The sequence below is a fragment of the Arthrobacter sp. KNU-44 genome (assembly GCF_051843155.1).
Classification (GTDB): Bacteria; Actinomycetota; Actinomycetes; order Actinomycetales; family Micrococcaceae; genus Arthrobacter.
On the sequence record NZ_JBPXNG010000002.1, the window covers coordinates 4212706 to 4237488 of the forward strand.

A 24783-nucleotide genomic window follows, 5' to 3' on the forward strand; every position below is an offset into this window, starting at 1 on the left:
AAACACCCATGAGCAGCGAAACCGCCGCCAACTACACGGCCACCGGCGCCGCCAACACCGCCATCCAGCCAACTGGTGCGGCACGACGCCGAGGGCCGTTCCGTGTGGGCGAGCGGGTTCAACTCACGGACGAACGCGGCCGCATGAACACCATCACCTTGGAGGAAGGCGGCGCCTTCCATACGCACCGCGGCTTCCTGAACCACGACGAAATCATTGGCCAGGTTGACGGTTCCGTGGTCGCCAACAACATCGGCCAGCAGTACCAGACGCTGCGCCCGTTGCTCTCGGACTTCGTGCTGTCCATGCCCCGCGGTGCAGCAGTGGTCTACCCCAAGGATGCGGGCCAGATCGTCACCATGGCCGATATCTTCCCGGGTGCCCGCGTTGTGGAAGCCGGCGTTGGTTCCGGCGCCCTTTCGATCTCCCTGCTTCGTGCAGTGGGCGACAACGGTTACCTGCACTCCTTCGAGCGTCGGGAAGAATTCGCCGACATCGCCCGCGGCAACGTGGAAACCATTTTCGGCGGTCCGCACCCGGCCTGGAAGATCTCGCTCGGTGACTTCCAGGAAGAGGTTGTCCGCAGCGAAGAGCCCGGATCCGTGGACCGCGTGGTGCTGGACATGCTCGCTCCCTGGGAATGCCTCGACGCCGTAGCCACCGTTTTGGCGCCTGGCGGCGTGTGGATCAACTACGTGGCCACCGTGACCCAGCTCTCCCGCACCGCTGAAGCCATCCGCGCCGACGGCCGTTTCACGGAACCGGACGCCTGGGAGTCCATGGTCCGCGGCTGGCACCTCGAGGGCCTCGCCGTCCGCCCCGACCACCGCATGGTGGCCCACACCGGCTTCCTCCTGGTAACCCGTCGCCTCGCCGACGGCGTGACCGGAATCTCCGTCAAGCGGCGTCCTTCCAAGACGGAGTTCAGCGAAGAGGACCTGAATGCCTGGACACCGGGAGCCGTCGGAGAGCGTGCGGTTTCCGACAAGAAACTGCGGCGCGCGGCACGGGATGCGATTGCCGGCACCAACGTCAAGGACGACCCCACGCCCGCTCCCTGAGGAAACATCACAAACTGGTCCGCATTCCGGATGTCACAGGTTACCCAACGCTTTTGAGGGCTAAGGTCTATTTATAGAAAGCGGGAAGGAGCTGATGCTTCGTGGATACGTCGAACAATGACTTCGGGCGAACAACGCCGGAGGAGCCATCAAACAAGGCTGTGGCTGAAGGAAAATCGGGACACGGGGGTGGGGCAATCCAACCGGTGGACGACTCCGCGGAACTCACTGTCGCGGAACGCCAGATAAACATCCTTCGAGACAAACTGCGCCACATCGACCGTCAGCTTGCCGCCGCCACCCAGAACAACACCAAGCTCGTGACCATGTTGGAAACGGCGAAGGCCGAAATCCTGCGGCTCAAAGGCGCCCTCGAGCAGGACGGCCAACCGCCGTACAGCTTCGGGACCATCTTGCAGATCAATCCGAGGCGCCAGCCAACGGCAGGCAGCACGGGCCAGGCGGCCACCGAGGAATCGGTTGATATCTTCAATGCCGGCCGCAAGATGCGCGTGGGCGTCAGCCCGCTCGTGAACATCAACCAGCTTGCCGTTGGACAGGAAGTCCTTCTCAACGAGGCCCTGCTTGTGGTGACCGGCCTGGGCTATGAGCGGGCAGGCGAACTCGTCACGCTCAAGGAAATGCTTGGCACGGACCGCGCCCTCGTAGTGGGCAGGGCCGATGAAGAGCGGGTAGTCAGGCTTTCAGGGGCCTTGCAGAAGGTGCACTTGCGCGTCGGTGATGCTTTGTCGCTCGATTCCCGCACGGGCTATGCCCTGGAGAAAGTGCCCCGGGCAGAGGTCGAAAACCTTGTCCTCGAGGAAGTCCCGGATATTACCTACGAAGACATCGGCGGCTTGGGCCCGCAAATCGAACAGATCCGCGACGCAGTGGAACTCCCGTTCCTGCACCCGGACCTGTACCGCGAACACGGGCTCAAAGCACCAAAGGGCATCCTGCTTTACGGCCCTCCGGGTTGCGGCAAGACGCTGATCGCGAAGGCGGTTGCCAACTCGCTTGCCGCCCGCGCCTCCGAACGGGCCGGAAACGTGGACCTGAAGAGCTACTTCCTGAACATCAAGGGACCTGAACTCCTTGACAAGTACGTCGGCGAAACAGAGCGTCATATCCGCCTGATTTTTGCGCGCGCCCGGGAGAAGGCCTCGGATGGCAGCCCGGTGGTGGTGTTCTTCGACGAGATGGACTCGCTGTTCCGCACCCGCGGCACCGGGGTTTCCTCCGACGTCGAAACAACCATCGTCCCGCAGCTCTTGAGCGAGATCGACGGTGTCGAACGGCTCGACAACGTCATCGTGATCGGCGCCTCGAACCGTGAGGACATGATCGATCCGGCTATTCTTCGTCCCGGCCGGCTTGACGTGAAGGTCAAGATCCAGCGTCCCGACGCCGAAGCGGCCGCCGACATTTTCGCCAAGTACATCACCACCGACCTGCCTTTCCACGCGACGGATCTGGCGGAGCACGGCGGCGACGTCCAGGCCACAGTGGACGCCATCATCCAGCGCACTGTTGAAGCGATGTATTCGACCGAGAAGTCCAACGAGTATCTCGAAGTCACCTACGCCAACGGCGATACCGAGATGCTCTACTTCAAGGACTTCAACTCCGGCGCGGTGGTCCAGAACGTCGTGGACCGGGCCAAGAAGTACGCCATCAAGGATCTCCTGCTGACCCAGCAGAAGGGCCTTCGGATCGACCACTTCCTGCGCGCCGTCGTTGACGAATTCCGCGAACACGAGGACATGCCCAACACCACCAATCCGGATGACTGGGCACGCATCTCGGGCAAGAAGGGCGAACGCATCACCTACATCCGTACCATCGTCCAGGGCAAGGCCGGCCAGGAGCCCGGGAAGTCGATCGAAACGACTCCCAACACCGGCCAGTACCTGTGACGGCCCGGCCGGAAGGCCTGCCTTCGGACAAGCTTCCCGCGGGCGGGGCCATGCGGGTCATGGGTTCGGAAACTGAGTACGGTATCCACGCGCCCTCCGCGCCGGGGGCAAACGCCACGATGATGTCCGCACGGATCATCCAGGCCTACGCGAACCTGACGCGGCAGCGGGCCGCCGGGGGCGCTGAAACCCGCTGGGACTACACGGATGAAGAGCCCCTGCATGATGCCCGCGGCTGGACAGTCGAGCGCAGTGCAGCAGATCCGAGCCAGCTGACTGACAGGCCTCCCGTGCTCGACGCCGAGGCCGTTGCCTTGGCGTACGGGCGGCAGGAGCTGGAAGCCGACGGCGGCGACGAGTCAGGATCGTTGCTGATGAACATGGTCCTCGGCAACGGGGCCCGCCTGTACGTGGACCATGCCCATCCGGAATATTCCAGTCCCGAGGTCACGAATCCCCGGGACATCGTCGCGTGGGACGCGGCCGGCGACCTCGTTGCCCTGGCCACGGTTCGGAAGGTGGCAGCCGACCCTGATCTGCCCGCCATCAACCTGTACAAGAACAACACCGACAACAAATCGGTGTCCTACGGTTCCCACGAGAACTACCTCATGCCGCGCTCGGTGCCGTTCGGGGATATTGTCCGAGGCCTGACGCCGTTCTTCGTCACGCGTCAGGTCATCTGCGGTGCCGGTCGGCTCGGCAAGGGCCAGGACGGTTCGACGTCCGGATTCCAGATCAGCCAGCGCGCGGATTTCTTCGAAGCCGAGGTAGGGCTGGAAACCACCATCAGGCGTCCGATCATCAATACCCGGGATGAACCGCATGCCACCGCCGACAAGTACCGGCGTCTGCATGTCATCATCGGGGACGCCAACCTGAGCCAGGTCTCGAACTACTTGAAGTTCGGTACGACGGCGTTGGTCTTGAGCCTTATCGAAGCCGGCCAGGCTCCGAAGATCGAAGTTCATGAGCCCGTGGCAGGCCTGCAGGCAATCAGCCACGACACTTCCCTGACTGCCACGGTCAGGCTTCTCGACGGACGGCGCGTAACAGCCCTGGATATCCAGTGGATGTACTACGAGGCGGCGGCCAAACTTGGCCAGGAAACCGGGGTCTCGGATTCCTTCAGCGGAGACGGCCACACCCGCGATGTCCTGGAACGGTGGGAGTCGACGCTGGGACTCTTGGGGAGCAACCCCGCAGGTGCCGCGTCTTCGGTCGAATGGCTGGCCAAAATGTCCCTGCTTGATGGCTACCGGAACCGTGACGGCCTCGAATGGAACGACGCCCGCCTGGGTCTTGTCGATTTGCAGTGGTCCGATGTGAGGCCCGAAAAGGGCCTGTACTACCGGATGCTTTCCCGCGACCGCATGCAGACGATCGTCGACGACGCCACGATCAGCCGTGCTGTCGTCGAACCGCCGTCGGACACCCGCGCATTTTTCCGCGGGAAGTGCGTTTCCAGCTTTGGCAAGGACGTGGTCGGCGCGAGCTGGGATTCGGTCATCTTCGACGTTCCGGGCATCGGGAAACTGCAGCGGGTGCCCACCCGGGAACCGCTCCGCGGCACGGAAGCACTCACCGGACGGCTGTTCCGGAAACACGACACAGCGGGCGCATTCCTCCGTGAATTACTCGGCCTGGACCCGGCCCCGCCCGCCTGATCGGGCAGCCGGCCGGAGGCCGCCAAACGGGCCCTTAAAACCGCAGCGTCGCGGCCCGCCCCGTGGCAGTATGGCATTACAGGAAGTCCCCGTGACGGGGATGGACAGAATGGAGAAGGAAATGGCAGCTCAGGAGCAGCAGCAACCGCAGTCGCGGGACGTCGAGGCAGAAGCCGACGCCCCCGAGGCACCGCCCGCGGCGCCAGAGGCACAGGCCTCGGTCGCCACGCAGGGCGTGGACGATCTCCTCGACGAGATCGACGGCGTGCTTGAATCGAACGCCGAAGAGTTCGTCAGGGCATTTGTGCAAAAGGGCGGCCAGTAGCCAGCCGCCAGCTAAGCCAAGGGCCCGGCCGGCGCGAGGCCGCCGGGCATCGGATGTCAGAGTCGAAGGAGCGCAGCAATGCAGGATCCATCAGCCGGCCACCTGGCCACCCAAGCAACGTCGTCGTTCATAGAGCATCTGCAACGCTCCAGGCCTGAACTCCTTCCCTTTAGTCAAGCCCTGCCCGCAGGACAGATTCCCCCGGTGCCCCACGCCACGACGATCGTCGCCCTCAGTTACCCGGGCGGCGTCCTGATGGCTGGAGATCGGCGTGCCACCATGGGCAATGTGATCGCCAGCAGGCACATCGAGAAGGTCTTTCCGGCCGACGAATACTCCGTCCTGGGAATTGCCGGAACAGCAGGCCTTGCGATCGACATCACGCGGTTGTTCCAGGTGGAACTGGAACACTACGAAAAGATCGAAGGCACGCTGCTCAGCTTGGACGGCAAGGCCAACCGGCTTGGAGCCATGATCCGGGGAAACCTGCCGATGGCCATGCAGGGTCTCGCGGTGATCCCGCTCTTCGCGGGCTTCGACCAGGCAGCCGGCGTGGGGCGGCTTTTCTCCTACGATGTCACCGGCGGACGGTACGAGGAACTGGAGCACCATTCGGTCGGCTCGGGGTCCGTCTTCGCACGTGGCGCCTTGAAGAAGCTGTGGCGGCCGAACCTCACCGAAGACGAGGCTGTCGCCGTCGCGGTTGAAGCCCTCTATGACGCCGCCGACGACGACTCCGCCACCGGCGGTCCGGACCCGGTCCGGCAGCTCTGGCCGGTGATATACACCGTCAACCGCGCCGGTGCCCGGCGGGTGCCGGAACGGGAGCTGGCGGCGATCGCTGGCGCCATTGTTGAATCGCGAACAGTAGCCGGACGGGAGGCCTGAGATGACCCAGCAGTTTTACGTTTCACCCGAACAACTGATGAAGGACCGCGCGGATTTCGCGCGGAAGGGCATCGCCCGCGGCCGTTCGGTCGTCGTGATCAGTTGCGCTGACGGCATCGCGCTCGTGGCGGAAAATCCGTCGCCGTCGCTCCACAAGATTGGTGAGATCTACGACAAGATCGCGTTCGCCGCCGTGGGGAAATACAACGAGTTCGAGAGCCTTCGGCAAGCGGGTGTCCGCTACGCTGACGTCCGCGGTTATTCATATGATCGCGAGGACGTCACTGCCCGCGGTCTGGCCAGCGTCTACGCCCAGAGCCTTGGCGCCGTCTTCACGGCGGAACAAAAGCCGTTCGAAGTTGAACTTGCGGTTGCAGAGGTCGGGCACACGCAGGCCGAGGACCATCTTTATCGGCTGACTTTCGACGGTTCGATTGCCGACGAGCACGGTTTCGTGGTGATGGGCGGCTTGGCCGAGCAAGTAGCCGAGACCGTGGCCCGCGGTTGGAAGGCTGACCTTGACCTGGCCGGTGCACTGCGGCTGGCCGTCAAGGCGCTGGCCACGGACAAGGAAGTGGACGCCCTGCCCGGCACCGCGGTCGAGGCCGCCGTGTTGGACCGAAGTCCGGAAAGCGGGCGCGGATCCCGGCGGGCCTTCCGGCGGCTCAGGGCAGAAGAAATCACGCAGCTGCTGGCAGGGGAGGCCTGAGATGGACAAAAGAATATTCGGGATCGAAACGGAGTTCGGTATTTCGTACTCGAGCCCCGACTCGCGGCCATTGGCTCCAGAGGAAGTCGCCAGATACCTCTTCCGCAAAGTAGTGAGCTGGGGTCGGTCCTCCAACGTCTTCCTCACGAATGGCTCGCGCCTGTACCTGGATGTCGGCTCGCACCCCGAGTACGCCACCGCGGAATGCGACGACCTCGCGCAGCTGATCGCCCATGACCGGGCCGGGGAGCTCATTCTCGATGACCTCGTTGATGAAGCACAGGCTCGGCTTGCGGCGGAGGGATTCAACGGAACGGTCTACCTGTTCAAGAACAACACCGATTCAGCCGGCAATTCCTACGGCAGCCACGAAAACTATCTGATTCCGCGGCGCGGCGAGTTCTCGCGCCTCGCCGAGATCCTCATTCCCTTCCTCGTCACACGGCAGCTGATTGCCGGTGCGGGCAAGGTCCTGAAGACACCCCACGGGGCCACTTTCGCGTTCTCCCAGCGTGCCGACCACATTTGGGAAGGCGTGTCCTCCGCGACGACGAGGTCCCGCCCCATCATCAACACCCGTGACGAGCCGCACGCCGATGCCGAGTTCTTCCGCCGGCTGCACGTGATCGTCGGCGATTCCAACATGTCCGAGACCACCGCCCTGTTGAAGGTGGGGACGGTGGACCTGCTCTTGCGCATGATTGAGGCCGGAGTGATCATGCGGGACATGCGCATGGAGAACCCCATCCGCAGCATCCGCGAAATCTCGCATGATCTCAGCGGCAAAGCCTTGGTGCGCCTGGCCAACGGCAGACAACTGACCGCACTGGACATCCAGCGTGAGTACCTTGCAAAGGTCACCGCCTTTGTAGCCTCGAATGGAGCCCACAATCCGCATGTGCCGCTCATCCTGGATCTTTGGGAGCGGACGCTGGACGCGATCGATAGCGGAGACACCAGCGGAATAGACACGGAAGTGGACTGGGCCATCAAGAAGAAGCTGATGGATGGGTACATTCGTCGCCATGGAATCGGCCTCGATTCCTCGCGGATCGCGCAATTGGACCTGACTTATCACGATATCTCGCGCAAGCGGGGGCTCTTCTTCCTCCTCCAATCCCGCGGCGCGGCGCGGCGCCTCGTGGCCGACACCGACATCAAGGATGCCGTGGATGCGCCGCCGCAGACCACCCGGGCAAAACTCCGCGGCGACTTCGTCCGGCGCGCACAGGAACTCGGCCGCGACTACACCGTGGATTGGGTCCATCTGAAGTTGAACGACCGCGCGCACCAGACGATTTTGTGCAAGGATCCCTTCCGCAGCGTCGATGAAAGAGTGGATGCCCTCCTGGACTCGATGAGCTGACTCCCAGTTTCACCAGCTACTCTGGAGGTTGGCCTTTTACAGGCCTCTACGCGCATGGCCGAGCCTGGCCCGTCCATGCCCTCCTTTTGCCCCGACGAAAGTTCAATTTGTGCGACGTCTACTAGCAATTCTTATCCCCGGCCTCTTGCTGATTACCGCCTGCGGCGGAAGTCCGGCAACAACAGCAACTCCGGAGCCCACCAGTCAGTCCGCCGGCGAAGTCGCCAAGCTGGATTCCCTCAAGGTCTCCGACAATGGAGACAAGAAGGCACCCGGCCTGGAATTCAACAAGCCTTTGGACGTGACGCAGCCGACCATCAAGATGGTCAGCGACGGCACCGGCGACAAGGTGAAGGCCGGACAGGTGGCGCAGATCACCTACATTGCCGTCGACGGCAAGGACGGCAAGACCCTCGAAGACACCTTCCCGACAGGGTCCCAGCCCGTCGAACTGAACGACCAGCTCAAGACCGGCAGCGCTGTGCTTTACAACGCGCTCGTGGGTGCGAAGGTGGGCGCTGACATCGCTTTCGCCGTTCCGGGGACTCCGGCGTCGGCTGAAGCAGCTGCAACGTCATCCCAGCTGGTGGTCTTCAAGGTCACCGGCGTCAAGGACGCAGTCAAGCCCCTGGCCAAGCCCGAGGGCGATACCGTTACTCCGCCCGCCGGCCTCCCCACGGTCAAGGTTGATGACAAGGGAATTCCGCAGATTTCCGTCGACGGCGCGAAGGCTCCGGAGGCCCTCGTCTCGCAGGACCTCATCAAGGGCAAGGGCGCAGTCGTCAAGGAGACAGACACCCTGACGGTCAACTACGTCGGCGTCACCTTGGCTGATGGCAAGAAGTTCGACTCCAGCTACGACAAGGGCCAGACCGCCAGCTTCGCGCTCAACGGCGTCATCAAGGGCTGGACGCAAGGACTTGCGGGCAAGACGGTCGGTTCTCGTGTCCTCCTGGTCATCCCCAAGAGCCTCGCGTATGGCGATGCCGCCGCAGGACAGGGCCAGCCCACGGGCGATCTCGTCTTCGTCGTCGACATCCTGGGCGCCCAGTAGCCTTCCGAAAAATTCCGCAACACCGTCCCTATCACATTGAGGAGTACCTATGTCATTTGGTCAGCGCGATTACGACCGCACCAAGCCGGAGATCGACTTCCCGGAGGGCGACGTCCCCACGGAACTGGTTATCAAGGACATCGTCGTTGGTGACGGCGCCGAGGCCAAGGCCGGCGACACCGTTTCGACCCACTACGTTGGCGTCGCTTGGTCCACCGGCGAGGAATTCGACGCATCATGGGGCCGTGGCGCACCGCTGGACTTCCGCGTGGGAGTCGGCCAGGTCATCCAGGGTTGGGATCAGGGACTCCTTGGCATGAAGGTCGGCGGCCGCCGTCGCCTCGAAATCCCCTCCGAGCTTGCCTACGGTTCCCGTGGCGCCGGCGGGGCCATCAAACCCAACGAAGCCCTGATCTTCGTGGTGGACCTCGTGGCCGTCCGCTAGGTTTCGCCACAAAGGAAGGCGCGTCTGCAGCCGGAGAAATCCGGCCGCAGACGCGCCTTCCGCCTTTATCGGAGGAATTTAGTAACGTAGCAAGCGTGTCCGCATCACGAACCGAACGACTCCTGAACCTCCTGATCGCCCTCCTGAACACGAAATACGGGCTGTCCCGGGCCGTTCTCAGGCAGAAGGTCTATCACGACGCCGGCGACAGCGACGTCGCGTTCGGACGCATGTTTGAACGGGACAAGTCAGAACTGAAGCGGTTTGGCTTCGACATCGAAACCCTCCTCGACCACGGGTTCGGCTCGGACGATCCCGCTTCGACCCGCTACCGCATCGGCAAGGAATCCAATCGCCTGCCGTATGTGCACCTGACCCCGGCCGAGGGCACGGTATTGCTGCTGGCTGCGCAGCTATGGGAACGCGCGGCGCTCGGCTCAGCCGCTGCAAGCGCGCTACGGAAGCTGCAGGCTTCCGGCGACCTTGCCGACGTCGAACTCCCCGCCGGCGTCCAGCCGCGCATCAAGCCCGCCGGCCAGGCCTTTGACGACATCATCGTGGCCATGAACGGCCAGCACCCCGTGAGTTTCGGCTACCGTGCCGCGAGCACCGGCAAAGACGAACGCCGCATGGTAGAGCCTTGGGGCCTCGGGAGCCGGTTCGGCCAGTGGTACCTGGTGGGCTTCGACCGCGGCCGGAACGCGAAACGCTTTTTCCGGCTGTCCCGGATGACGAGCGACGTTCATGTTGAGACCGGGCATCACTGTGAGATACCCCCGGGATTTGATACCCGCGCCGAACTGGACAGCCTCAGCGAACTTCCCCTCCAAGAAGCCCACCTCGACGTCGCCGAAGGCCGTTTGCTGGGTCTTCGAAAGCGCGCGGCGAGTGTCACCGGGGCCACCGGCGCCAGCGGCTTCCAGCCGGGCAGGGACCGCCTCTGCGTGCCGTTCCGGGACAGTGAGTTGCTCGCCGAAGAACTGGCCTCCTATGGTCCCCATGTGCTTGTGGCCGGACCTGCCGAACTGCGCGACGCCGTGATCCGGCGCCTTGAAGCTGCCGCCGCGTTCGGCTCGAGCCCCGCCGTCGAGATCCGCTTCTCCGGCGCCGGACCGGCGCCGCGGGCGCGCAAGCGGACCTCGGAAGACCAACTCAACCGCATGCTCCAGCTGGTCCCGTTCCTCGTCCACAACCAGGGCCTGCCCATCCAGGAGGTGGCAGACCGTTTCGGAGTCACCCGTGAGGAACTGGTCGACGACCTGAAGATCCTGATTTGCTCCGGCCGCCCCGAAGGCTATCCGGATGACTTGTTCGACATCGATTGGGAAAACGAGCACGTCTACATCCGCGAGCACCTCGAACTCAACCGGCCCATCGGCTTCAGTGTCGATGAGGCTTGCGCCCTGCTGACGGGCTTGGCGACCCTGGGCGGACTTCCCGCCCAGGCCGGAATGTCGGAGGACGAGCAAAGCGGAGCCCTGGAGTCCGTGACCCTGAAGCTCACCGGCGCGGCGGGGGAGGCCGGCCGTCTGGCGGCGGCCGTCGCCGGCCCACCCGTGACCCCGGCCGAGGCCGGACCGTTCGACACGATCACCCGGGCGATCCAGTCGGGTCATCAATTGCGGCTTCGCTACCTGTCACAGCAACGCGACTCGGTTTCCGAACGGGACGTCGACCCTTTCCGGCTCTATTCCTTGGACAACACCTGGTACTTCGAGGCGTACTGCCACAGCAAAGCCGGTCTGCGGAACTTCCGCCTCGACCGTATCGAGGAGATCGCGCCCAACGGCCGTCCGGTTTCCAAGAGTGCGGGCGCGGAGGAAGGCGTCCCGGTGAAGCTGTACACGCCGAACGACGACGACGTCGTCGTTGTCCTCCAATTGACCCGGCAGGGCGTCGGGCTGGCGGATGACTATTATGCGGATCGGACGGCAGTGCTTCCTGACGGCGGCTTGCTCGCCGAGGTACGGTTCGGAAACGCGGACTGGTTGCCGATGTTCGTTGCGCAGCATGGCGGTGCTGCCCGTATTTTGCAGCCCGCAGAGCTTGCCGACGCCTCTGCAGCCTGGGTGGCTGCCGCACTTGCCCAATACAAGCAATGAAGGCTGGTTAGACTACTCAAATGCCTTGGTGGTCCTGGATCCTTTTATGGCTCGCGCTGATTGCGGTGTCGCTGCTTTGCTATGTCCTGCTGGGCGTCCGGCTTTTCCGGAAGTTCATGGCCACGGTGCACGAATTGAGTGCCGCAGGGGAGCGACTAGGTCACCGCCCGCACCTTTCCGATCGCGCCGACGACGACGGCGAGGCGTCGGTGAAAGTGTTCGGCGCAGCCGTTTTTGCCTCACCGGAACAGATGCGTCATGATTACGTGACGGCCAAGGCCTCCCGCCAGGAAGTGCGTCGCCAAAAGCGCGTTAAGCGCAAAGCGGAACGGGGCCAACCCCAGTCTCTGCACGACATCGATTTCAGTTAGACGTAGGATGTATTCCAACGAAAGGACTTCCCGTGGGACGACTATTTGATGGCCCTTGGCCAATTGTCATTATCATCATCGTGGCCCTGTTGCTGTTCGCGGCACCCAAGCTGCCTGCCATGGCCCGCAGCCTCGGCCAGTCGATGCGCATCATCAGATCCGAAGTCAAGGAAATGAAGAACGACGGCAAGCCGGCGGCCAAGGACGACACGGACCCCGTTGAAGGCAAAGTGGTCAACCACCCCGAAGCGAACAAGAGCGGCAACGACACTGACGTTCCGCCTGCAACCCGTAGCTAAGCAGTAGTGGCAACGAAGACGGGCCGCAAAGCCAACCCCGAAGGGCGGATGGCGCTCCTAGACCACCTGAAGGAGCTTAAGAATCGGCTGATCAAGTCTGCTATCGGCGTTCTCCTAGGCGCCGTGGCAGGGTGGTTCCTCTATGAGCCCGTAGTCAACAGCCTGTCGGATCCGTTGATCAAGATCGCCGAGGAAACCAAGCGAACCGCGGTGCTGAACTTCGCGAGCGTAGGGGATCCTTTCGACTTCAAGCTACGCATTGCCATTCAGATCGGTTTGGTGCTCTCGAGCCCCATCTGGATCTACCAGGTCTGGGCCTTCATTACTCCCGGCCTGACCAAGAAAGAGCGCCGCTACACGCTCGGGTACATGGCCGCGGCGGTGCCGTTGTTCCTGGCTGGCGTGTATGTCGCATGGACGGTCATCCCGAACGTGGTGCGCGCACTGCTGCAGTTCACGCCACAAAACGGCGCCAACAACATCGACGCATCCCAGTACCTGACATTCGCCACGCACATGCTTCTTTTCCTCGGCATCGCCTTCCTGGTGCCGGTGGTGTTGGTGGGCGTCAACATGGCGGGCATCTTGAGCGGCAGGACCATCCTCAAGGCCTGGCGCATCACGGTCTTCCTTGTGTTTGTCCTCGCAGCCGTTGCCGCGCCCGGTGCGGACGCGCTGTCAATGTTCATGCTCGCCGGTCCGCTCTTGGTGCTCTTCTTCGCCGCGATCGGACTCTGCATGCTGAACGACAAACGTCGCGCGCGCCAGCAGTCGAAGATTGCCGCCGAGACGGAAGCCACAGCCGACGTCGCCACACCTGCCTCCGATCTGGAGAATCTGTAGTCTCACGGCCATTAGGCTTGAAGCATGTCCTCCAATTCAGGGGCCCTTTCGCCCTCAGAAGCCTTTCAAGCCGCAGCGCAACGGAGTGCTGAGTCGAAAACCTATCTGGGCACTTTTGCCCAGTCACTGGAGTTCGAGCTTGACGACTTCCAGCGCGACGCGTGCCGTTCGCTCCAGGAAGGCAAGGGAGTGCTCGTGGCGGCGCCCACGGGGGCCGGGAAGACAATCGTCGGCGAGTTCGCCATCTACCTGGCGCTCGAACGCGGGCTCAAGGCGTTTTATACAACGCCCATCAAAGCACTAAGCAACCAGAAGTTCTCCGAGCTCTCGGCGAAGTACGGTGCCTCAAACGTGGGACTGCTGACCGGCGACACCACCATCAACGGCGAGGCGCCGATCGTGGTGATGACCACCGAGGTCCTGAGGAACATGTTGTACGCCGACTCGGACACGCTTGGGGACCTAGGCTACGTCGTGATGGACGAAGTGCACTACCTGGCAGACCGCTTCCGCGGTGCAGTCTGGGAAGAGGTGATCATCCACCTGCCCAGCGAAGTGCAAGTGGTTTCCCTCAGCGCCACGGTGTCCAACGCGGAAGAGTTTGGTGCGTGGCTGGACACAGTGCGCGGAGACACCGATGTGATTGTCTCCGAACACCGTCCCGTCCCTTTATGGCAGCACGTCATGGTGGGGCGTGAGATCGTCGATCTCTTCGCCGGTGATACCAGCTTCGACGAGATCGCTCCCGAGGCGCCGGACGGCGAAGCACCGGTGCCGGAGGCAGTACGGGAGCCGGAGCGGAACCCCCTGCAGAGGGAATTCGAGGTCAACCCGGAGCTATTGTCGATGGCCCGGGCGGAGAGCCAGATGAACTTCCGTGGCCGCTTCGGCCACGGCGGACGCAGCCGCCGCCGGCAGGACCGTCAGCGTGACAACACTGCCAGCGAGCAGCGAAGCCCTGTGCGCAAGGCCAGCCGGCCCCAGATCATTGCAAGCCTGGACCGCCAAGGGCTGCTTCCGGCCATTACCTTCATTTTTTCCCGCGCCGGCTGCGACGGGGCGGTGGCGCAGTGTGCCGCGGCCGGGCTGTGGCTGACCACAGAGCGGGAACAACAGATCATCGCGTCCCGGGTGGATGAGGCGAGCCGCGAGATTCCCGCAGACGACCTCGATGTCCTCGGTTTTTGGAGCTGGCGCGACGGCCTGCTTCGCGGGCTCGCGGCGCACCATGCCGGGTTGTTGCCGACCTTCAAGGAAGTCGTCGAGAAACTCTTCGCCGATGGCTTGGTGAAGGCCGTCTTCGCCACGGAGACCCTCGCCCTGGGCGTCAACATGCCGGCCCGCTGCGTTGTCCTGGAGAAGCTCGACAAGTTCAACGGCGAAGCGCACGTCAACATCACCGCGGGGGAGTACACCCAGTTGACCGGCCGTGCGGGAAGGCGTGGAATCGACGTCGAAGGCCACGCCGTGGTCCTCTGGCAGCCGGGTACTGATCCTGCCGCCGTCGCCGGCCTCGCTTCGCGGCGCACCTACCCGCTCAATTCAAGCTTCCGCCCTACCTACAACATGAGCATCAACCTGATTGCCCAGTTCGGTAGGCCGCGGGCACGGCAAATCCTCGAATCGTCGTTCGCCCAGTTCCAGGCGGACCGTTCCGTCGTGGGGCTGGCCCGGCAGGTTCGAAGCCGCGAAGAGTCGCTGGCCGGTTACGCCGAGTCCATGAAGTGCCACCTGGGCGATTTCACCGAGTACGCCAAGCTTCGGCGCGATCTCAGCGACGCCGAGCAATTTGCCTCAAGGAGCACCTCGCGGGCCCGCAAGTCCCTGACCGTGGACTCCCTTTCCCGGCTTATGCCCGGCGACATCGTCAAAGTTCCGGGCGGACGCACGCCGGGTTACGCCGTCGTGCTCAACGCCGATCCCGACTCGCGTGAACCGCGCCCCGCGGTCCTCACGGAAGACAACCAGCTCCACAGGATCGGTGCCCACGAAGTCGAAGGTCCGGTGGCGCCCGTGTCCTGGATCCGGATTCCGAAGTCGTTCAACGCGAAGCTGCCCAAATCGCGTCGTGATCTGGCATCGGCCATGCGGAATGCCGTGCGGGAGGGGCGTCCGCCGGCCCGCGGCACGAACCGGAGCGAGGACTTCGGCCGTGCCCGGTACATGCCGGACCAGGAAAAGAAGATCGCAGACCTCCGCCGGGCATTGCGCGCGCATCCTTGCCACGGTTGCAGCGAACGCGAGGACCATGCCCGCTGGGCCGAGCGTTGGTGGAAGCTTCGCCATGAGACCGACGGGCTCGTCCGGCAGATCCAGGGCCGCACCAACACGATCGCTAAGACATTCGACCGTGTGTGCGATGTCCTCGCCGCCTACGGTTACCTCCAGACCTCCGACGCCGGCCATGTCACCATCAGCGCGGACGGCCAGCGCCTGCGCCGCATTTACGGCGAAAAGGACCTGCTGATCTCCCAATCCATCCGCCAAGGGGCCATCAAGGACCTCGATGGCGCCGAGCTGGCTGCGCTGGCGAGCACAATGGTCTACCAAGCCAAGCGCGAAGATCGCGGCCTGCGGCCCAAAATGCCGTCGGTATCGCTCGAAACATCCGTGGACATCGTGGTGCGTGAATGGTCTGCGCTCGAGGACGTCGAGGACAAGAACAGGCTGCCCTTGACCGCAGAGCCGGAGCTGGGCCTCGTCTGGCCCATCTTCAAATGGGCGAAGGGCCGCCATCTCCAAGAGGTCCTCAGCGGCACCGACCTCGCCGCAGGTGACTTTGTGCGCTGGGCGAAGCAGGTCATCGACCTGCTGGACCAGATGGCCAAGATTCCAGGTCTTGAACGACGCCAAACCAAGATGTGCCGCGAAGCGATCGATCTGGTCCGCCGCGGCGTCGTCGCGTACTCCAACGTCTCCTGACACACCACACAGATTCCCAGCAAGGAGCATATCCATGACCCATTCAGGCGCGCCCGCCGAAACCCGGCCCCGCAAGGTCACGATGTACCGGAACGGCTCCGTCTACACAGCCGCCGATCCCTTCGCGAGCGCAATGCTTGTTGACGGAGACACTGTTGCCTGGGTTGGTTCGGAGCAGGCGGCCACGTCGATCGCCGATTCTTCCATGGAAATCATCGATCTCCGGGGAGCGTTGCTGGCGCCCGGTTTCGTCGATTCCCACATGCACCTCACGGAGACCGGAATCGCTTCCGATTCCCTCCAGCTCGCCGGGGTACGCTCGGCACGGGAACTGCTCGACGCCGTCGGCCTTGCCGCCAAGGCTCTTGGCACTTCCGGCGCCGTGCTCGGCCACGGTTGGGACGAGTCGGCGTGGCACGAAAAGACGCTGCCCACGCCGGAGGAGCTCGACCGCGCCGCGGGCGGGCGCAAGGTGTACCTGGCGCGCGTGGATGCGCACTCTGCCCTTGCCTCATCCTCCCTGGCGTCAGCGGCGGGACTGGACGGCCTTGATGGCTACGATGGTTCCGCGCACGTCCTGAGGGCCGCACACACCGCTGCGCGTCTGGTCGCCAGGCAGTTCCCCGACGCCGAACGCCGCCGTTACCAGGAGCTGGCCCTTCGCGAGGCTGCGGCCAACGGCTATGTCGCCTTGGCCGAAATGGCGGCCCCGCACATTTGCAGTGCAGACGACCTTCGGATGTCTTCGTCGTGGAACTCCGCGTTGTGGAACGAGGGCAGCGTGGGCGTCCCCGGAATCCTTCCCTATTGGGGCGAACTCGCCACATCGGCCGAGCATGCCTCTGGCATCCTGGAAGGCTTGGGGGTGCCCGTTCTTGGCCTGGCCGGTGATTTGAACATCGATGGTTCCATCGGTTCGCGAACGGCTGCCCTCAGCGCCGACTACGCCGACGCTCCGGGCCACCGCGGAAGCCTCTACATCCCGGTCGACGAAGCTGCCGCCCACATTGCGGCCTGTTCGGCGCTCGGTATCCAGGCAGGCTTCCACGTCATTGGCGACGCGGGACTGAAGACGGCACTGGATGCCTTTGACCTTGCCGCGTCGGAGGTAGGGGAGCAGCGGGTCCGTGCCGCCGCGCACCGCCTCGAGCATGTGGAAATGGCGGACGCCGGCGATCTCGCCCGGCTTGCGAAGTATTCGATTACAGTGAGCGCACAGCCGGCCTTCGATGCCGCCTGGGGCGGCGCAGGGAAAATGTACGATCAACGTCTGGGGGCGCGAAGCGTGGCCATGAACCCTTTCGCTTCGTACTACTCCACCGGCGTGCCGGTGTGCTTCGGAAGCGATAGTCCGGTCACCCCCTTGCGCCCATGGTCCAGCGTCAGGGCATGCCTGGAACACAGCAATCCGGATCAACGCATTTCGGCACGGGCAGCTTTCCTCGGGCACACCCGTGCCGGTTGGCGGGCCGGCCAGGAGCGCAATCCGCTGATGGGGCAATTAGTTCCCGGCGCCCCTGCAAGTTTTGCGGTGTGGGAAGTTGAAGAGCTGATGGTGCAAGTGGCCGATGACCGCGTCCAGTCGTGGTCCACCGATCCACGCGCACGGACGCCCCTCCTCCCCGCGCTGGACAGTGGTAGCGATCCCGCTTGCCTGCAGACTGTGCGGGAAGGCCAGGAGATCTTCGCGAGCGAAAAATTGCGGTCATAGTTGCAGATGGCTTTGCTGGTACTGAAGGCCCCTGACCTGCGTGGATGGACAAAACCCCAGCTCAGGCGGCGCTTGACAGGATCTGTGAAGTCCGTAGCATTTAGCCTCAACAGGCTTCCACAGGGAATACCTGGTTGCCTGGCCGCGGTGGGGTCCGCTGCCAAAAACAGCTATCGGACCCGTTTTCCAAGACCGTGGCACTCGTAGTGGGCAGGTCCACTGTGCCGCAGAAAACGGTTCGGCCTCGAGTTCAACACACCGGGCCGGCACTGGACCTGGGCGAGTGGACCTGCCCGCGACCAAGCCCGATCCGTGTGGCGGACGCCACAGGTGGCCCCAGGTGCGGCAAGTTGTCGTTCTATAATGGAGAGTTGCGCCTGAATGCCAGCCACGCTGCTGCTCCGGCCGACTGACCGCTCCATCAAGGAAAGGCCTCTTCTTGCGTGTCCTGACGATCATCCCCACGTACAACGAGCTGGAATCGCTACCCAAGACCCTCGGACGGCTGCGCGCGGCTGTGCCCGCGTCCGACGTCCTGGTTGTCGACGACAACAGCCCTGACGGCACGGGACAGCTCGCCGACAGCATCGCAGCCGAGGATAGCCAGGTCCATGTCCTGCACCGCAAGGGCAAGGAAGGCCTTGGAGCCGCGTACATTGCCGGATTCAAATGGGGCCTGGCGGCCGGCTACGACGTCCTCGTCGAGATGGACGCCGATGGTTCGCACCAGCCCGAGCAACTTCCGTTGCTGCTGGATGCAATCAACGACGGCGCCGACCTCGCCATGGGTTCACGCTGGGTTCCGGGTGGCGGCACGGTGAACTGGCCGCTCTACCGTCAAGCGATTTCGCGCACGGGAAGCACCTATGCCCGGCTCATGCTTGGCTTGAAGATCAAAGACATCACCGGCGGCTACCGTGCGTTCCGGCGCAGCACCCTGGAGGCGCTCAAGCTGGACCAGGTGGAATCGGTTGGCTACGGCTTCCAGGTGGACCTGGCGTGGCGGGTCGCCAAGCTTGGCTTGAAGATCGTCGAACGCCCGATCACGTTCGTTGAGCGCGAGCTCGGGGCCTCCAAGATGAGCGGCAACATTGTTGTTGAGGCCATGATCAACGTCACCAAGTGGGGGCTCGCCTCGCGCTGGGCCGCCTTGACCGGGAAGAAGACCCCGGTCTCAAAGTAGGTCCAACAGAAAAGGCCGGGTCCGCGCTCTGTGAAGAGTGCGGACCCGGCCTTCGTCGTGAAACTGTTCCCTTGGGAACGGTTCCGCTATGCCGAGCGGCGTTCCCCGCGACGTTCGCGCAGGATGTTCAGGCGGTCTTCGAGGATCTGCTCGAGCTCGGGAAGGCTGCGGCGTTCCAGCAGCATATCCCAGTGGGTGCGGACGGCCTTTTCGTTGGTGTCAACGGGGCGTTCGCCATCAACCAGGAGCGCTTCCTTGCCGGTCTTGGAAACCCAGACGGGAGGGATCTCGGCTTCGGAGGAGAAGGTAACGAAGACCTGCTCTCCGTCCGCGCAGCGGTATTCAACCCGCTGACGCGGCGCCGGCTCCACACCGGATTCGGTTTCCATGCTCTGGGCGCCAAGACGCATGCCCCGCAGGCTGCGATCGCTCATGATTACTCCCTCTGTCTGTTCGCGGAACCATGCTCCGCGCTAGCCGGGCGCCGCAAAGGCGCCGCCCGGACTACTGTCTGCACACGTTGCATCACTAGATGAAACGCCTGACCAAGCGTTAATGTTCCGTTCGGATTGAACCGGCCGGACAAATACACCATTATACGCGGATCGAAGCTGACAGGACAAAGCGAAGGGGACCGGCCAGGGAATTTGGCCGGTCCCCCTCCAAACTATCCGCGGTTACGCCGACGGTTCTTGTGTGGAATCGCTGAACAGGTCAGCCACGCCTGATCCGCCGTTGGCGCCACCCAGCGCACCGCCGATGCCTTTGAGGGCCTCACCCACCTCGCTGGGGATGATCCACAGCTTGTTGGATGATCCCTCCGCAATCTTCGGCAGGATCTGAAGGTACTGGTAGGCCAGAAGCTTTTGGTCCGGGTTGCCCTTGTGGATGGCGTCGAAGACCTTCTGAATGGCCTGGGCTTCACCATCGGCGCGGAGGATGGCTGCCTTGGCGTCACCCTCTGCGGCCAGGATTGCAGCTTGCCGTTGCCCCTCGGCCGTCAGGATCTGCGATTGCTTGGTGCCTTCGGCGGTCAGAATCGCGGCGCGACGGTCGCGCTCGGCCCGCATCTGCTTTTCCATTGAGTCCTGGATGGAGTGCGGCGGGTCGATTGCCTTGAGTTCGACGCGCGAAACGCGGATTCCCCAGCGTCCGGTGGCTTCGTCGAGGACCCCCCGGAGCTGGCCGTTGATCTGGTCGCGGGAGGTGAGCGCTTCTTCAAGATTCAAGCCGCCCACGACGTTGCGGAGCGTCGTGGTGGTCAGCTGTTCAACAGCCTGGATGTAGTTGGCGATCTCGTAGGTCGCGGCCCGGGGATCCGTGACCTGGAAGTAGACCACGGTGTCGATCGAGACAACCAGGTTGTCCTCGGTGATCACCGGCTGCGGCGGGAAGGAAACCACTTGTTCACGAAGATCCAACAGCGGCAGCAGGCGGTCGACAAACGGGATCAGGATGGTGAGCCCGGGGTTGAGCGTGCGCTGGTACTTACCGAGGCGTTCTACGACGCCGGCGCGCGCTTGCGGGATGATCCTGATCGAGCGGACCAAAACGATAATCACGAATATGACGAGAACTAGCAGCACGATCGCGGCTGCAGTTCCTCCCCAAGCTGTCCATACATCTCCTTCATTCCCCAGTTACGTATTTGATGCGGTTATGTGCGGTGATAGGCCGAACGCTCGTCGTCGAACGCAGCGGCTTGTGCCATGGCGGGACGCTGCTCAGTGCGGGCTGTCTTCCGCTGTGGAGGCGACTACCGCCGTCGCGCCGTCAATCCTGGTGACCTGCACGGTCTGGCCGGCGTCGATGATTCCAGCTGCGCTGCGGGCGCTCCACACGTCGCCGCCGATCTTGACCAGTCCTGCGGTCGCGGTGACCGGCTCCATGACGAGCGCTGATTGGCCGATCAGGCGGTCCACATTGGTACGTTGCTCGGCGGGCCCCTTGTGCAAATGCTTGAGTGCGATAGGGCGGACGAACGCGATCATCAGCAGGGACACGATGCAAAAGACGACGATCTGCAACCAGAGATCGGCCCCGGCAAAGTCAGCGACGAGGGCAGCCAGCGCGCCGGCCCCGAGCATGATGAAGAAGAAGCTGAGCGTCAGCATCTCCACTACGGCGAAAGCCAGAAACACCGTGAGCCAGAGGGCCCACCAGTTGCTGCCAAGCCATTCAAACATCGTTCCCCCTGTTTCCGGACCTGCGGCAGCAGCCGGCCTGATCCGGACTGCAGCGTCGGCAAGATCACAGTCGCTGTTTTTCCATCCTAGCCCGGCGCGAAGGTTACCGTTAGGAGCCGTCCTCCGGCGCTGTGAAAACGCTGAGGGTGAACTTCGCAGTGGCGTGGACGGACGTTTCCGTGGCCGTCGACGCCAGGAGGGCGGAGCGTTCAAGGTGATGGCCTGCCGGTCCCATGAAGGCGACATCGGCGAGGTCCCGGCCGTCCAGCGTGAGGTCCACGTCGAGTTGAATGGTGTCCGCAGGGGTGAAGAACTCCTGCATGGACTCCGCAAGGCGCTCGTCTTTGCCCGGCTCAATGGCCAGCATTCCGGTCCGTTCGGCAATCTCCCCAAGGTGTCCATTGCGCGGAGTCACCACGATCACCCGGCCGCCTGGACGCAGCACCCGGGCAAATTCCCGGGGATTCCGCGGTGCGAAGACCACGATGATGGCATCTACGGCATGGTCGGCGATCGGCAGGGGACGCCAAATATCCCACACGAGATTGATGGCGCCGGGATTCAACCGTGCTGCCCGGCGGAGGGCGAACTTCGAGATGTCGATGCCGATTGCCGCTGTAGGAGTGCGGTCCAGCACTGTGCGCAGGTAGTGGCCGGTGCCGGTCCCTGAATCCAGGATGAGGGATCCCGGCGCGGACAGTACCGGGGACGCCAGCTCCGCGATCGCCTCAGCGAGGGGAGCGTAATGGCCCGCGCCCAGGAAGTCGTTGCGGGCTCCGACCATCTCTGCCGTGTCGGCCTCGAAGACCGTGCCCTTGCCGCTGAGCAGGTTGAAGTAGCCCTGTTTGGCGGCGTCGAAACTGTGGCCGGCGACGCAACGCAACGAAAATGGCGCTGCCCCGCCCAGGCCGAACGGACCCTGGCATACCGGGCAGCGCAGGGCAGGGACGGCGTCGGAAAGCATACGGACAATCCTACGGCGGCCGGAGTGGCACATATCGTCATGCCATGACGGCCGCTAGGCTCACCAGCGTGAAAGCCGAACAACTCCCGCTGCTGAATTCCGTCTCCGCCCCCGCCGCCCATCCCGACGGCACCCGCACCGTCGTGTCCGTGACGCGGCCCGACTTCGACGCCGATGCGTACGTCGGGCAACTGTGGAGTGTTCCCTTTGACCCCGCGATACCGCCCCGTCGGATCACCCGTGGCTTCCGGGACACCGCACCTGCGTTTTCGCCCGACGGCAGCGCGTTGGCATTCCTCCGGGCGACGCCGGACGGCAAGCCGCAACTGCATGTGGTCGAGGCCGACGGCGGGGAGCCGCAAGCGATCACGGAACAGAAGTTGGGAGTCTCGGAGTTTTCCTGGGCGCCCGATTCGCGCAGGATTGTGTTTTCCTCACGGGTTCCAGAAGAAGGCCGTTACGGAACGGTTGACGGGGTCGGCGCAGGCAGCGAAGACGCACGGTTGATCACCGACAACCAGTACAGGCTCAATGGACTGGGCTACACCGCGGACAAGCCCGCCCAACTGTTCGTCGTCGACGTCCCCGAGATCGGAGCGGAACCTCCTGTGGTTCCTGCGGGGAGGGCCGCCAAAGCCCGCGGGGCGGAGGCGGCGGCACTGTTGCCGCCTGCGGTGCAGTTGACGTTCGGCGAAGCCGACCACACTTCGCCGTCCTTCAGCCGCAACGGCGAGAGCATCTACTTTGTCGCCTCACTCCATGAAGGGCACGACGCCGATATCGCCTCGGGTATCCATAGCGTCCCCGCCGCGGGCGGCGAGGCGACAGCGCTGCGTCCAGGCGCTGCGCCGCAGTCCGTCCAGGAAGCCTGCGAATCCGCGAACGGTGAATGGCTGTTCTTTACGGCGCAGGACCTCGGCGACGACGGCCTGGACTTCGTCGCGAGGAACACGGCCCTGTACGTCATGCCGGTCCGGGGCGGCCAGGCAACGATGCTAAGCGACGTCGAAAACCAGGACATCGGCGGCCGCATCGAAGCTTTTGGAGTGGATGGGGTGCTCGCACTCAACACGAGCCGTGGAAGCGTGCAGCTGATCCAATGGACGGCCGACGGCGAGAGCGAGGTCCTCGTCAAGGAGCCCCTGGTAGTGATTGGCGCTTCCGCGGTGGGCGAGCTGGTGTATGTCTCTTACGGTGACGCCTTCAGAAATGGTGAGCTCGGCGTTCTGGAGAAGGGTGGACTCCGAGTCCTCACCGATTTCACCAAGGCGCTCCGGGACGAAGCAACCATCCTTGAACCGCATGAGTTCACTGCCGCCGGCAGTGATGGCTATCCAGTCCATGGCTGGGCGGTCCTGCCGGAGGGGCCCGGCCCCCACCCCGTGCTGCTCACGATCCACGGCGGCCCTTTCGCCCAGTACACGGGGGCCTTCTTTGACGAAGCCCAGGTGTACGCCGAAGCGGGATACGCCGTGTTGATGTGCAACCCGCGTGGTTCCGCCGGGTACGGCCAGGCGCACGGCGGCGCCATCAAGGAAAAGATGGGCACCGTGGACATGTCGGATGTACTCACCTTCATGGAGGGGGCACTGGAAGCCTTCCCGGCGATGGACAGGGAATCGATCGGCATCATGGGCGGGTCCTACGGCGGGTATCTGACTGCCTGGGTTATCGGCCACGAACACCGCTTCAAGGCAGCAATTGTGGAGCGCGGATTCCTTGATCCTGTGAGCTTTACAGGTTCCTCGGATATCGGATGGTTCTTCGGCGGTCAATACACGGGCGGCTCGCCCGAGCAGATGGCGGCCCAAAGCCCCATGGCCGTGGTGACTGCAGTCCGCACGCCCACCCTGGTGATCCACAGCGAAAACGATCTCCGATGCCCGGTTGAACAGGGCCAGCGCTACTTTGCCGCGCTCAAGGCGCAGGGCGTGGAGACGGCGTTGCTCCTCTTCCCCGGTGAAGACCACGAACTATCGCGGTCGGGCACGCCACACCACAGGCGACAGCGCTTCGAGCAGATCCTCGCATGGTGGGCAAAGCACCTGCCTTCCGCAGCGAACCCGCCGCGCGAAGACGGTTCAGCTACGGCTTGAGGAAGCCCAACCCGCGTCTTGCCTCCTCGATTCCGGGGTACGCCCAATGGGCAGAGTATTCTGCATCGTTTGCCAACGACCGGAGCTCGGCGCGGTCCAAATAGAGCCCGCCGTGCAGGTGGTCGGTCTCGTGCTGGACTATCCGGGCCTGCCATCCGGAGAATCCGGCCGAGGCCGCACTGCCGTCCGGACGCTGGTAGTGCAGGCGAACATCGCGGTGCCTTGTGACCACGGCCTGGAATCCGCGCATCGACAGGCAGCCCTCATAGAACGACGCCGTGGCAGTCCCCTCGGCCTCGTAGCTGGGATTCAGTATCGCGAAGAAGCCCAGCGGCGTCCTTTGCCGGAGTTCCGAGGCAACAGGATCAACATCGAAATGGTCTTCGAGCACAGCCAGCTGCAAGGGGATGCCGAGCTGCGGCGCCGCGAGACCCACGCCGGGAGCGGCATGCATGACATCACGCATCCGTTCGATCAGCTGCGCCAATTCGGTGTCCCCAAGCTGGCCGTCATAGGGAGCGGCTCGCTGGCGCAGCACGGGGTGGCCGACCTGCACGATGGGCGGGAGGCCATCGAGACCGAGCAAGTCCTGAACTGCGCTGCGGATTTCCGAGGCAGTAAACGTCGTGTCCGGGCCGGAAGGCAGGGGGCGGGTCTCAAAGTCCATGGATTGAG

22 protein-coding genes are annotated in these 24783 nt (G+C 63.7%); 17 read left to right on the top strand and 5 right to left on the bottom strand.

Annotated features, from left to right (window positions below):
- Positions 1-8: 8 nt before the first annotated feature.
- From ACSVHC_RS20750 to ACSVHC_RS20825, 16 genes are all read left to right on the top strand, one after another.
- Entirely contained in the window at positions 9-1061 is a 1053-nt protein-coding gene (locus ACSVHC_RS20750) for a tRNA (adenine-N1)-methyltransferase (RefSeq protein WP_345451783.1), read from the top strand.
- A 101-nt stretch (positions 1062-1162) separates the two neighbouring features.
- On the top strand, positions 1163-2977 hold the full coding sequence (gene arc / locus ACSVHC_RS20755; protein ID WP_437770216.1) for a proteasome ATPase: 1815 nt from the start codon (positions 1163-1165) through the stop codon (positions 2975-2977).
- Positions 2978-3027: 50 nt separating this feature from the next.
- Entirely contained in the window at positions 3028-4644 is a 1617-nt protein-coding gene (gene dop, locus ACSVHC_RS20760) for a depupylase/deamidase Dop (protein WP_437774026.1), read from the top strand.
- 121 nt (positions 4645-4765) lie between these two features.
- Positions 4766-4969 (top strand): ubiquitin-like protein Pup, encoded by a 204-nt coding sequence (locus tag ACSVHC_RS20765; protein ID WP_234749319.1) that lies wholly within the window; start codon positions 4766-4768, stop codon positions 4967-4969.
- A gap of 78 nt (positions 4970-5047) precedes the next feature.
- Complete coding sequence (gene prcB, locus ACSVHC_RS20770; protein ID WP_345451776.1) at positions 5048-5857, top strand: proteasome subunit beta; 810 nt, start codon at positions 5048-5050, stop codon at positions 5855-5857.
- Position 5858: 1 nt separating this feature from the next.
- Entirely contained in the window at positions 5859-6566 is a 708-nt protein-coding gene (prcA, locus tag ACSVHC_RS20775) for a proteasome subunit alpha (protein ID WP_345451774.1), read from the top strand.
- 1 nt (position 6567) lies between these two features.
- Entirely contained in the window at positions 6568-7932 is a 1365-nt protein-coding gene (gene pafA / locus ACSVHC_RS20780) for a Pup--protein ligase (RefSeq protein WP_439181264.1), read from the top strand.
- Positions 7933-8041: 109 nt separating this feature from the next.
- A complete protein-coding gene (locus ACSVHC_RS20785; RefSeq protein ID WP_437770215.1) occupies positions 8042-8986 on the top strand; it encodes an FKBP-type peptidyl-prolyl cis-trans isomerase in 945 nt (314 codons plus the stop codon).
- A gap of 49 nt (positions 8987-9035) precedes the next feature.
- Complete coding sequence (locus tag ACSVHC_RS20790) at positions 9036-9431, top strand: FKBP-type peptidyl-prolyl cis-trans isomerase (protein ID WP_345451770.1); 396 nt, start codon at positions 9036-9038, stop codon at positions 9429-9431.
- Between the two features lie 95 nt (positions 9432-9526).
- Complete coding sequence (locus ACSVHC_RS20795) at positions 9527-11533, top strand: helix-turn-helix transcriptional regulator (RefSeq protein WP_437770214.1); 2007 nt, start codon at positions 9527-9529, stop codon at positions 11531-11533.
- 20 nt (positions 11534-11553) lie between these two features.
- Positions 11554-11904 (top strand): hypothetical protein, encoded by a 351-nt coding sequence (locus ACSVHC_RS20800; RefSeq protein ID WP_437770213.1) that lies wholly within the window; start codon positions 11554-11556, stop codon positions 11902-11904.
- Positions 11905-11936: 32 nt separating this feature from the next.
- Positions 11937-12203 carry a Sec-independent protein translocase subunit TatA gene (gene tatA, locus ACSVHC_RS20805; protein WP_236810992.1) on the top strand — a complete coding sequence of 89 codons (267 nt, stop codon included), beginning with the start codon at positions 11937-11939 and terminating at the stop codon, positions 12201-12203.
- A 48-nt stretch (positions 12204-12251) separates the two neighbouring features.
- On the top strand, positions 12252-13046 hold the full coding sequence (gene tatC, locus ACSVHC_RS20810) for a twin-arginine translocase subunit TatC (protein ID WP_437774025.1): 795 nt from the start codon (positions 12252-12254) through the stop codon (positions 13044-13046).
- Between the two features lie 24 nt (positions 13047-13070).
- Positions 13071-15968: a DEAD/DEAH box helicase gene (locus tag ACSVHC_RS20815; RefSeq protein WP_437770212.1), complete on the top strand. Its 2898-nt coding sequence runs from the start codon at positions 13071-13073 to the stop codon at positions 15966-15968.
- Positions 15969-16002: 34 nt separating this feature from the next.
- Positions 16003-17679, top strand: coding sequence for an amidohydrolase (locus tag ACSVHC_RS20820; RefSeq protein ID WP_437770211.1), 1677 nt, complete (start codon positions 16003-16005; stop codon positions 17677-17679).
- Between the two features lie 439 nt (positions 17680-18118).
- Positions 18119-18862, top strand: coding sequence for a polyprenol monophosphomannose synthase (locus tag ACSVHC_RS20825; protein ID WP_345451759.1), 744 nt, complete (start codon positions 18119-18121; stop codon positions 18860-18862).
- 86 nt (positions 18863-18948) lie between these two features.
- Here the strand turns inward: ACSVHC_RS20825 and ACSVHC_RS20830 are convergent, their stop codons facing one another.
- The 4 genes from ACSVHC_RS20830 to ACSVHC_RS20845 all read right to left on the bottom strand — a co-directional run bounded on the left by ACSVHC_RS20830 (position 18949) and on the right by ACSVHC_RS20845 (position 22012).
- A complete protein-coding gene (locus ACSVHC_RS20830) occupies positions 18949-19296 on the bottom strand; it encodes an RNA polymerase-binding protein RbpA (protein WP_059389983.1) in 348 nt (115 codons plus the stop codon).
- Positions 19297-19539: 243 nt separating this feature from the next.
- Positions 19540-20448: an SPFH domain-containing protein gene (locus ACSVHC_RS20835; protein ID WP_439181265.1), complete on the bottom strand. Its 909-nt coding sequence runs from the start codon at positions 20446-20448 to the stop codon at positions 19540-19542.
- Between the two features lie 138 nt (positions 20449-20586).
- Entirely contained in the window at positions 20587-21048 is a 462-nt protein-coding gene (locus ACSVHC_RS20840) for an NfeD family protein (protein WP_345450568.1), read from the bottom strand.
- 109 nt (positions 21049-21157) lie between these two features.
- Positions 21158-22012, bottom strand: coding sequence for a methyltransferase domain-containing protein (locus tag ACSVHC_RS20845; protein WP_437770209.1), 855 nt, complete (start codon positions 22010-22012; stop codon positions 21158-21160).
- A gap of 44 nt (positions 22013-22056) precedes the next feature.
- On the opposite strand from ACSVHC_RS20845, the gene ACSVHC_RS20850 reads away from it, so the two are divergent.
- Positions 22057-24108 carry a S9 family peptidase gene (locus ACSVHC_RS20850; RefSeq protein ID WP_437770208.1) on the top strand — a complete coding sequence of 684 codons (2052 nt, stop codon included), beginning with the start codon at positions 22057-22059 and terminating at the stop codon, positions 24106-24108.
- Here ACSVHC_RS20850 and ACSVHC_RS20855 read toward each other — a convergent pair.
- Positions 24098-24775: a peptide deformylase gene (locus tag ACSVHC_RS20855; RefSeq protein ID WP_437770207.1), complete on the bottom strand. Its 678-nt coding sequence runs from the start codon at positions 24773-24775 to the stop codon at positions 24098-24100. The two genes, ACSVHC_RS20850 and ACSVHC_RS20855, sit on opposite strands and share 11 nt — an antisense overlap.
- Positions 24776-24783 lie beyond the last annotated feature (8 nt).

Coding starts and splice junctions, on each gene's coding strand:
- ACSVHC_RS20790 (WP_345451770.1), top strand. CDS start 9,036: ATGTCATTTGGTCAGCGCGATTACGACCGCACCAAGCCGGAGATCGAC.
- prcA (WP_345451774.1), top strand. CDS start 5,859: ATGACCCAGCAGTTTTACGTTTCACCCGAACAACTGATGAAGGACCGC.
- ACSVHC_RS20840 (WP_345450568.1), bottom strand. CDS start 21,048: ATGTTTGAATGGCTTGGCAGCAACTGGTGGGCCCTCTGGCTCACGGTG.
- ACSVHC_RS20820 (WP_437770211.1), top strand. CDS start 16,003: ATGACCCATTCAGGCGCGCCCGCCGAAACCCGGCCCCGCAAGGTCACG.
- ACSVHC_RS20845 (WP_437770209.1), bottom strand. CDS start 22,012: ATGCTTTCCGACGCCGTCCCTGCCCTGCGCTGCCCGGTATGCCAGGGT.
- prcB (WP_345451776.1), top strand. CDS start 5,048: ATGCAGGATCCATCAGCCGGCCACCTGGCCACCCAAGCAACGTCGTCG.
- tatC (WP_437774025.1), top strand. CDS start 12,252: ATGGCGCTCCTAGACCACCTGAAGGAGCTTAAGAATCGGCTGATCAAG.
- ACSVHC_RS20815 (WP_437770212.1), top strand. CDS start 13,071: ATGTCCTCCAATTCAGGGGCCCTTTCGCCCTCAGAAGCCTTTCAAGCC.
- ACSVHC_RS20765 (WP_234749319.1), top strand. CDS start 4,766: ATGGCAGCTCAGGAGCAGCAGCAACCGCAGTCGCGGGACGTCGAGGCA.
- pafA (WP_439181264.1), top strand. CDS start 6,568: ATGGACAAAAGAATATTCGGGATCGAAACGGAGTTCGGTATTTCGTAC.
- ACSVHC_RS20750 (WP_345451783.1), top strand. CDS start 9: ATGAGCAGCGAAACCGCCGCCAACTACACGGCCACCGGCGCCGCCAAC.
- ACSVHC_RS20800 (WP_437770213.1), top strand. CDS start 11,554: ATGCCTTGGTGGTCCTGGATCCTTTTATGGCTCGCGCTGATTGCGGTG.
- dop (WP_437774026.1), top strand. CDS start 3,028: ATGCGGGTCATGGGTTCGGAAACTGAGTACGGTATCCACGCGCCCTCC.
- ACSVHC_RS20850 (WP_437770208.1), top strand. CDS start 22,057: ATGACGGCCGCTAGGCTCACCAGCGTGAAAGCCGAACAACTCCCGCTG.
- ACSVHC_RS20855 (WP_437770207.1), bottom strand. CDS start 24,775: ATGGACTTTGAGACCCGCCCCCTGCCTTCCGGCCCGGACACGACGTTT.
- ACSVHC_RS20830 (WP_059389983.1), bottom strand. CDS start 19,296: ATGAGCGATCGCAGCCTGCGGGGCATGCGTCTTGGCGCCCAGAGCATG.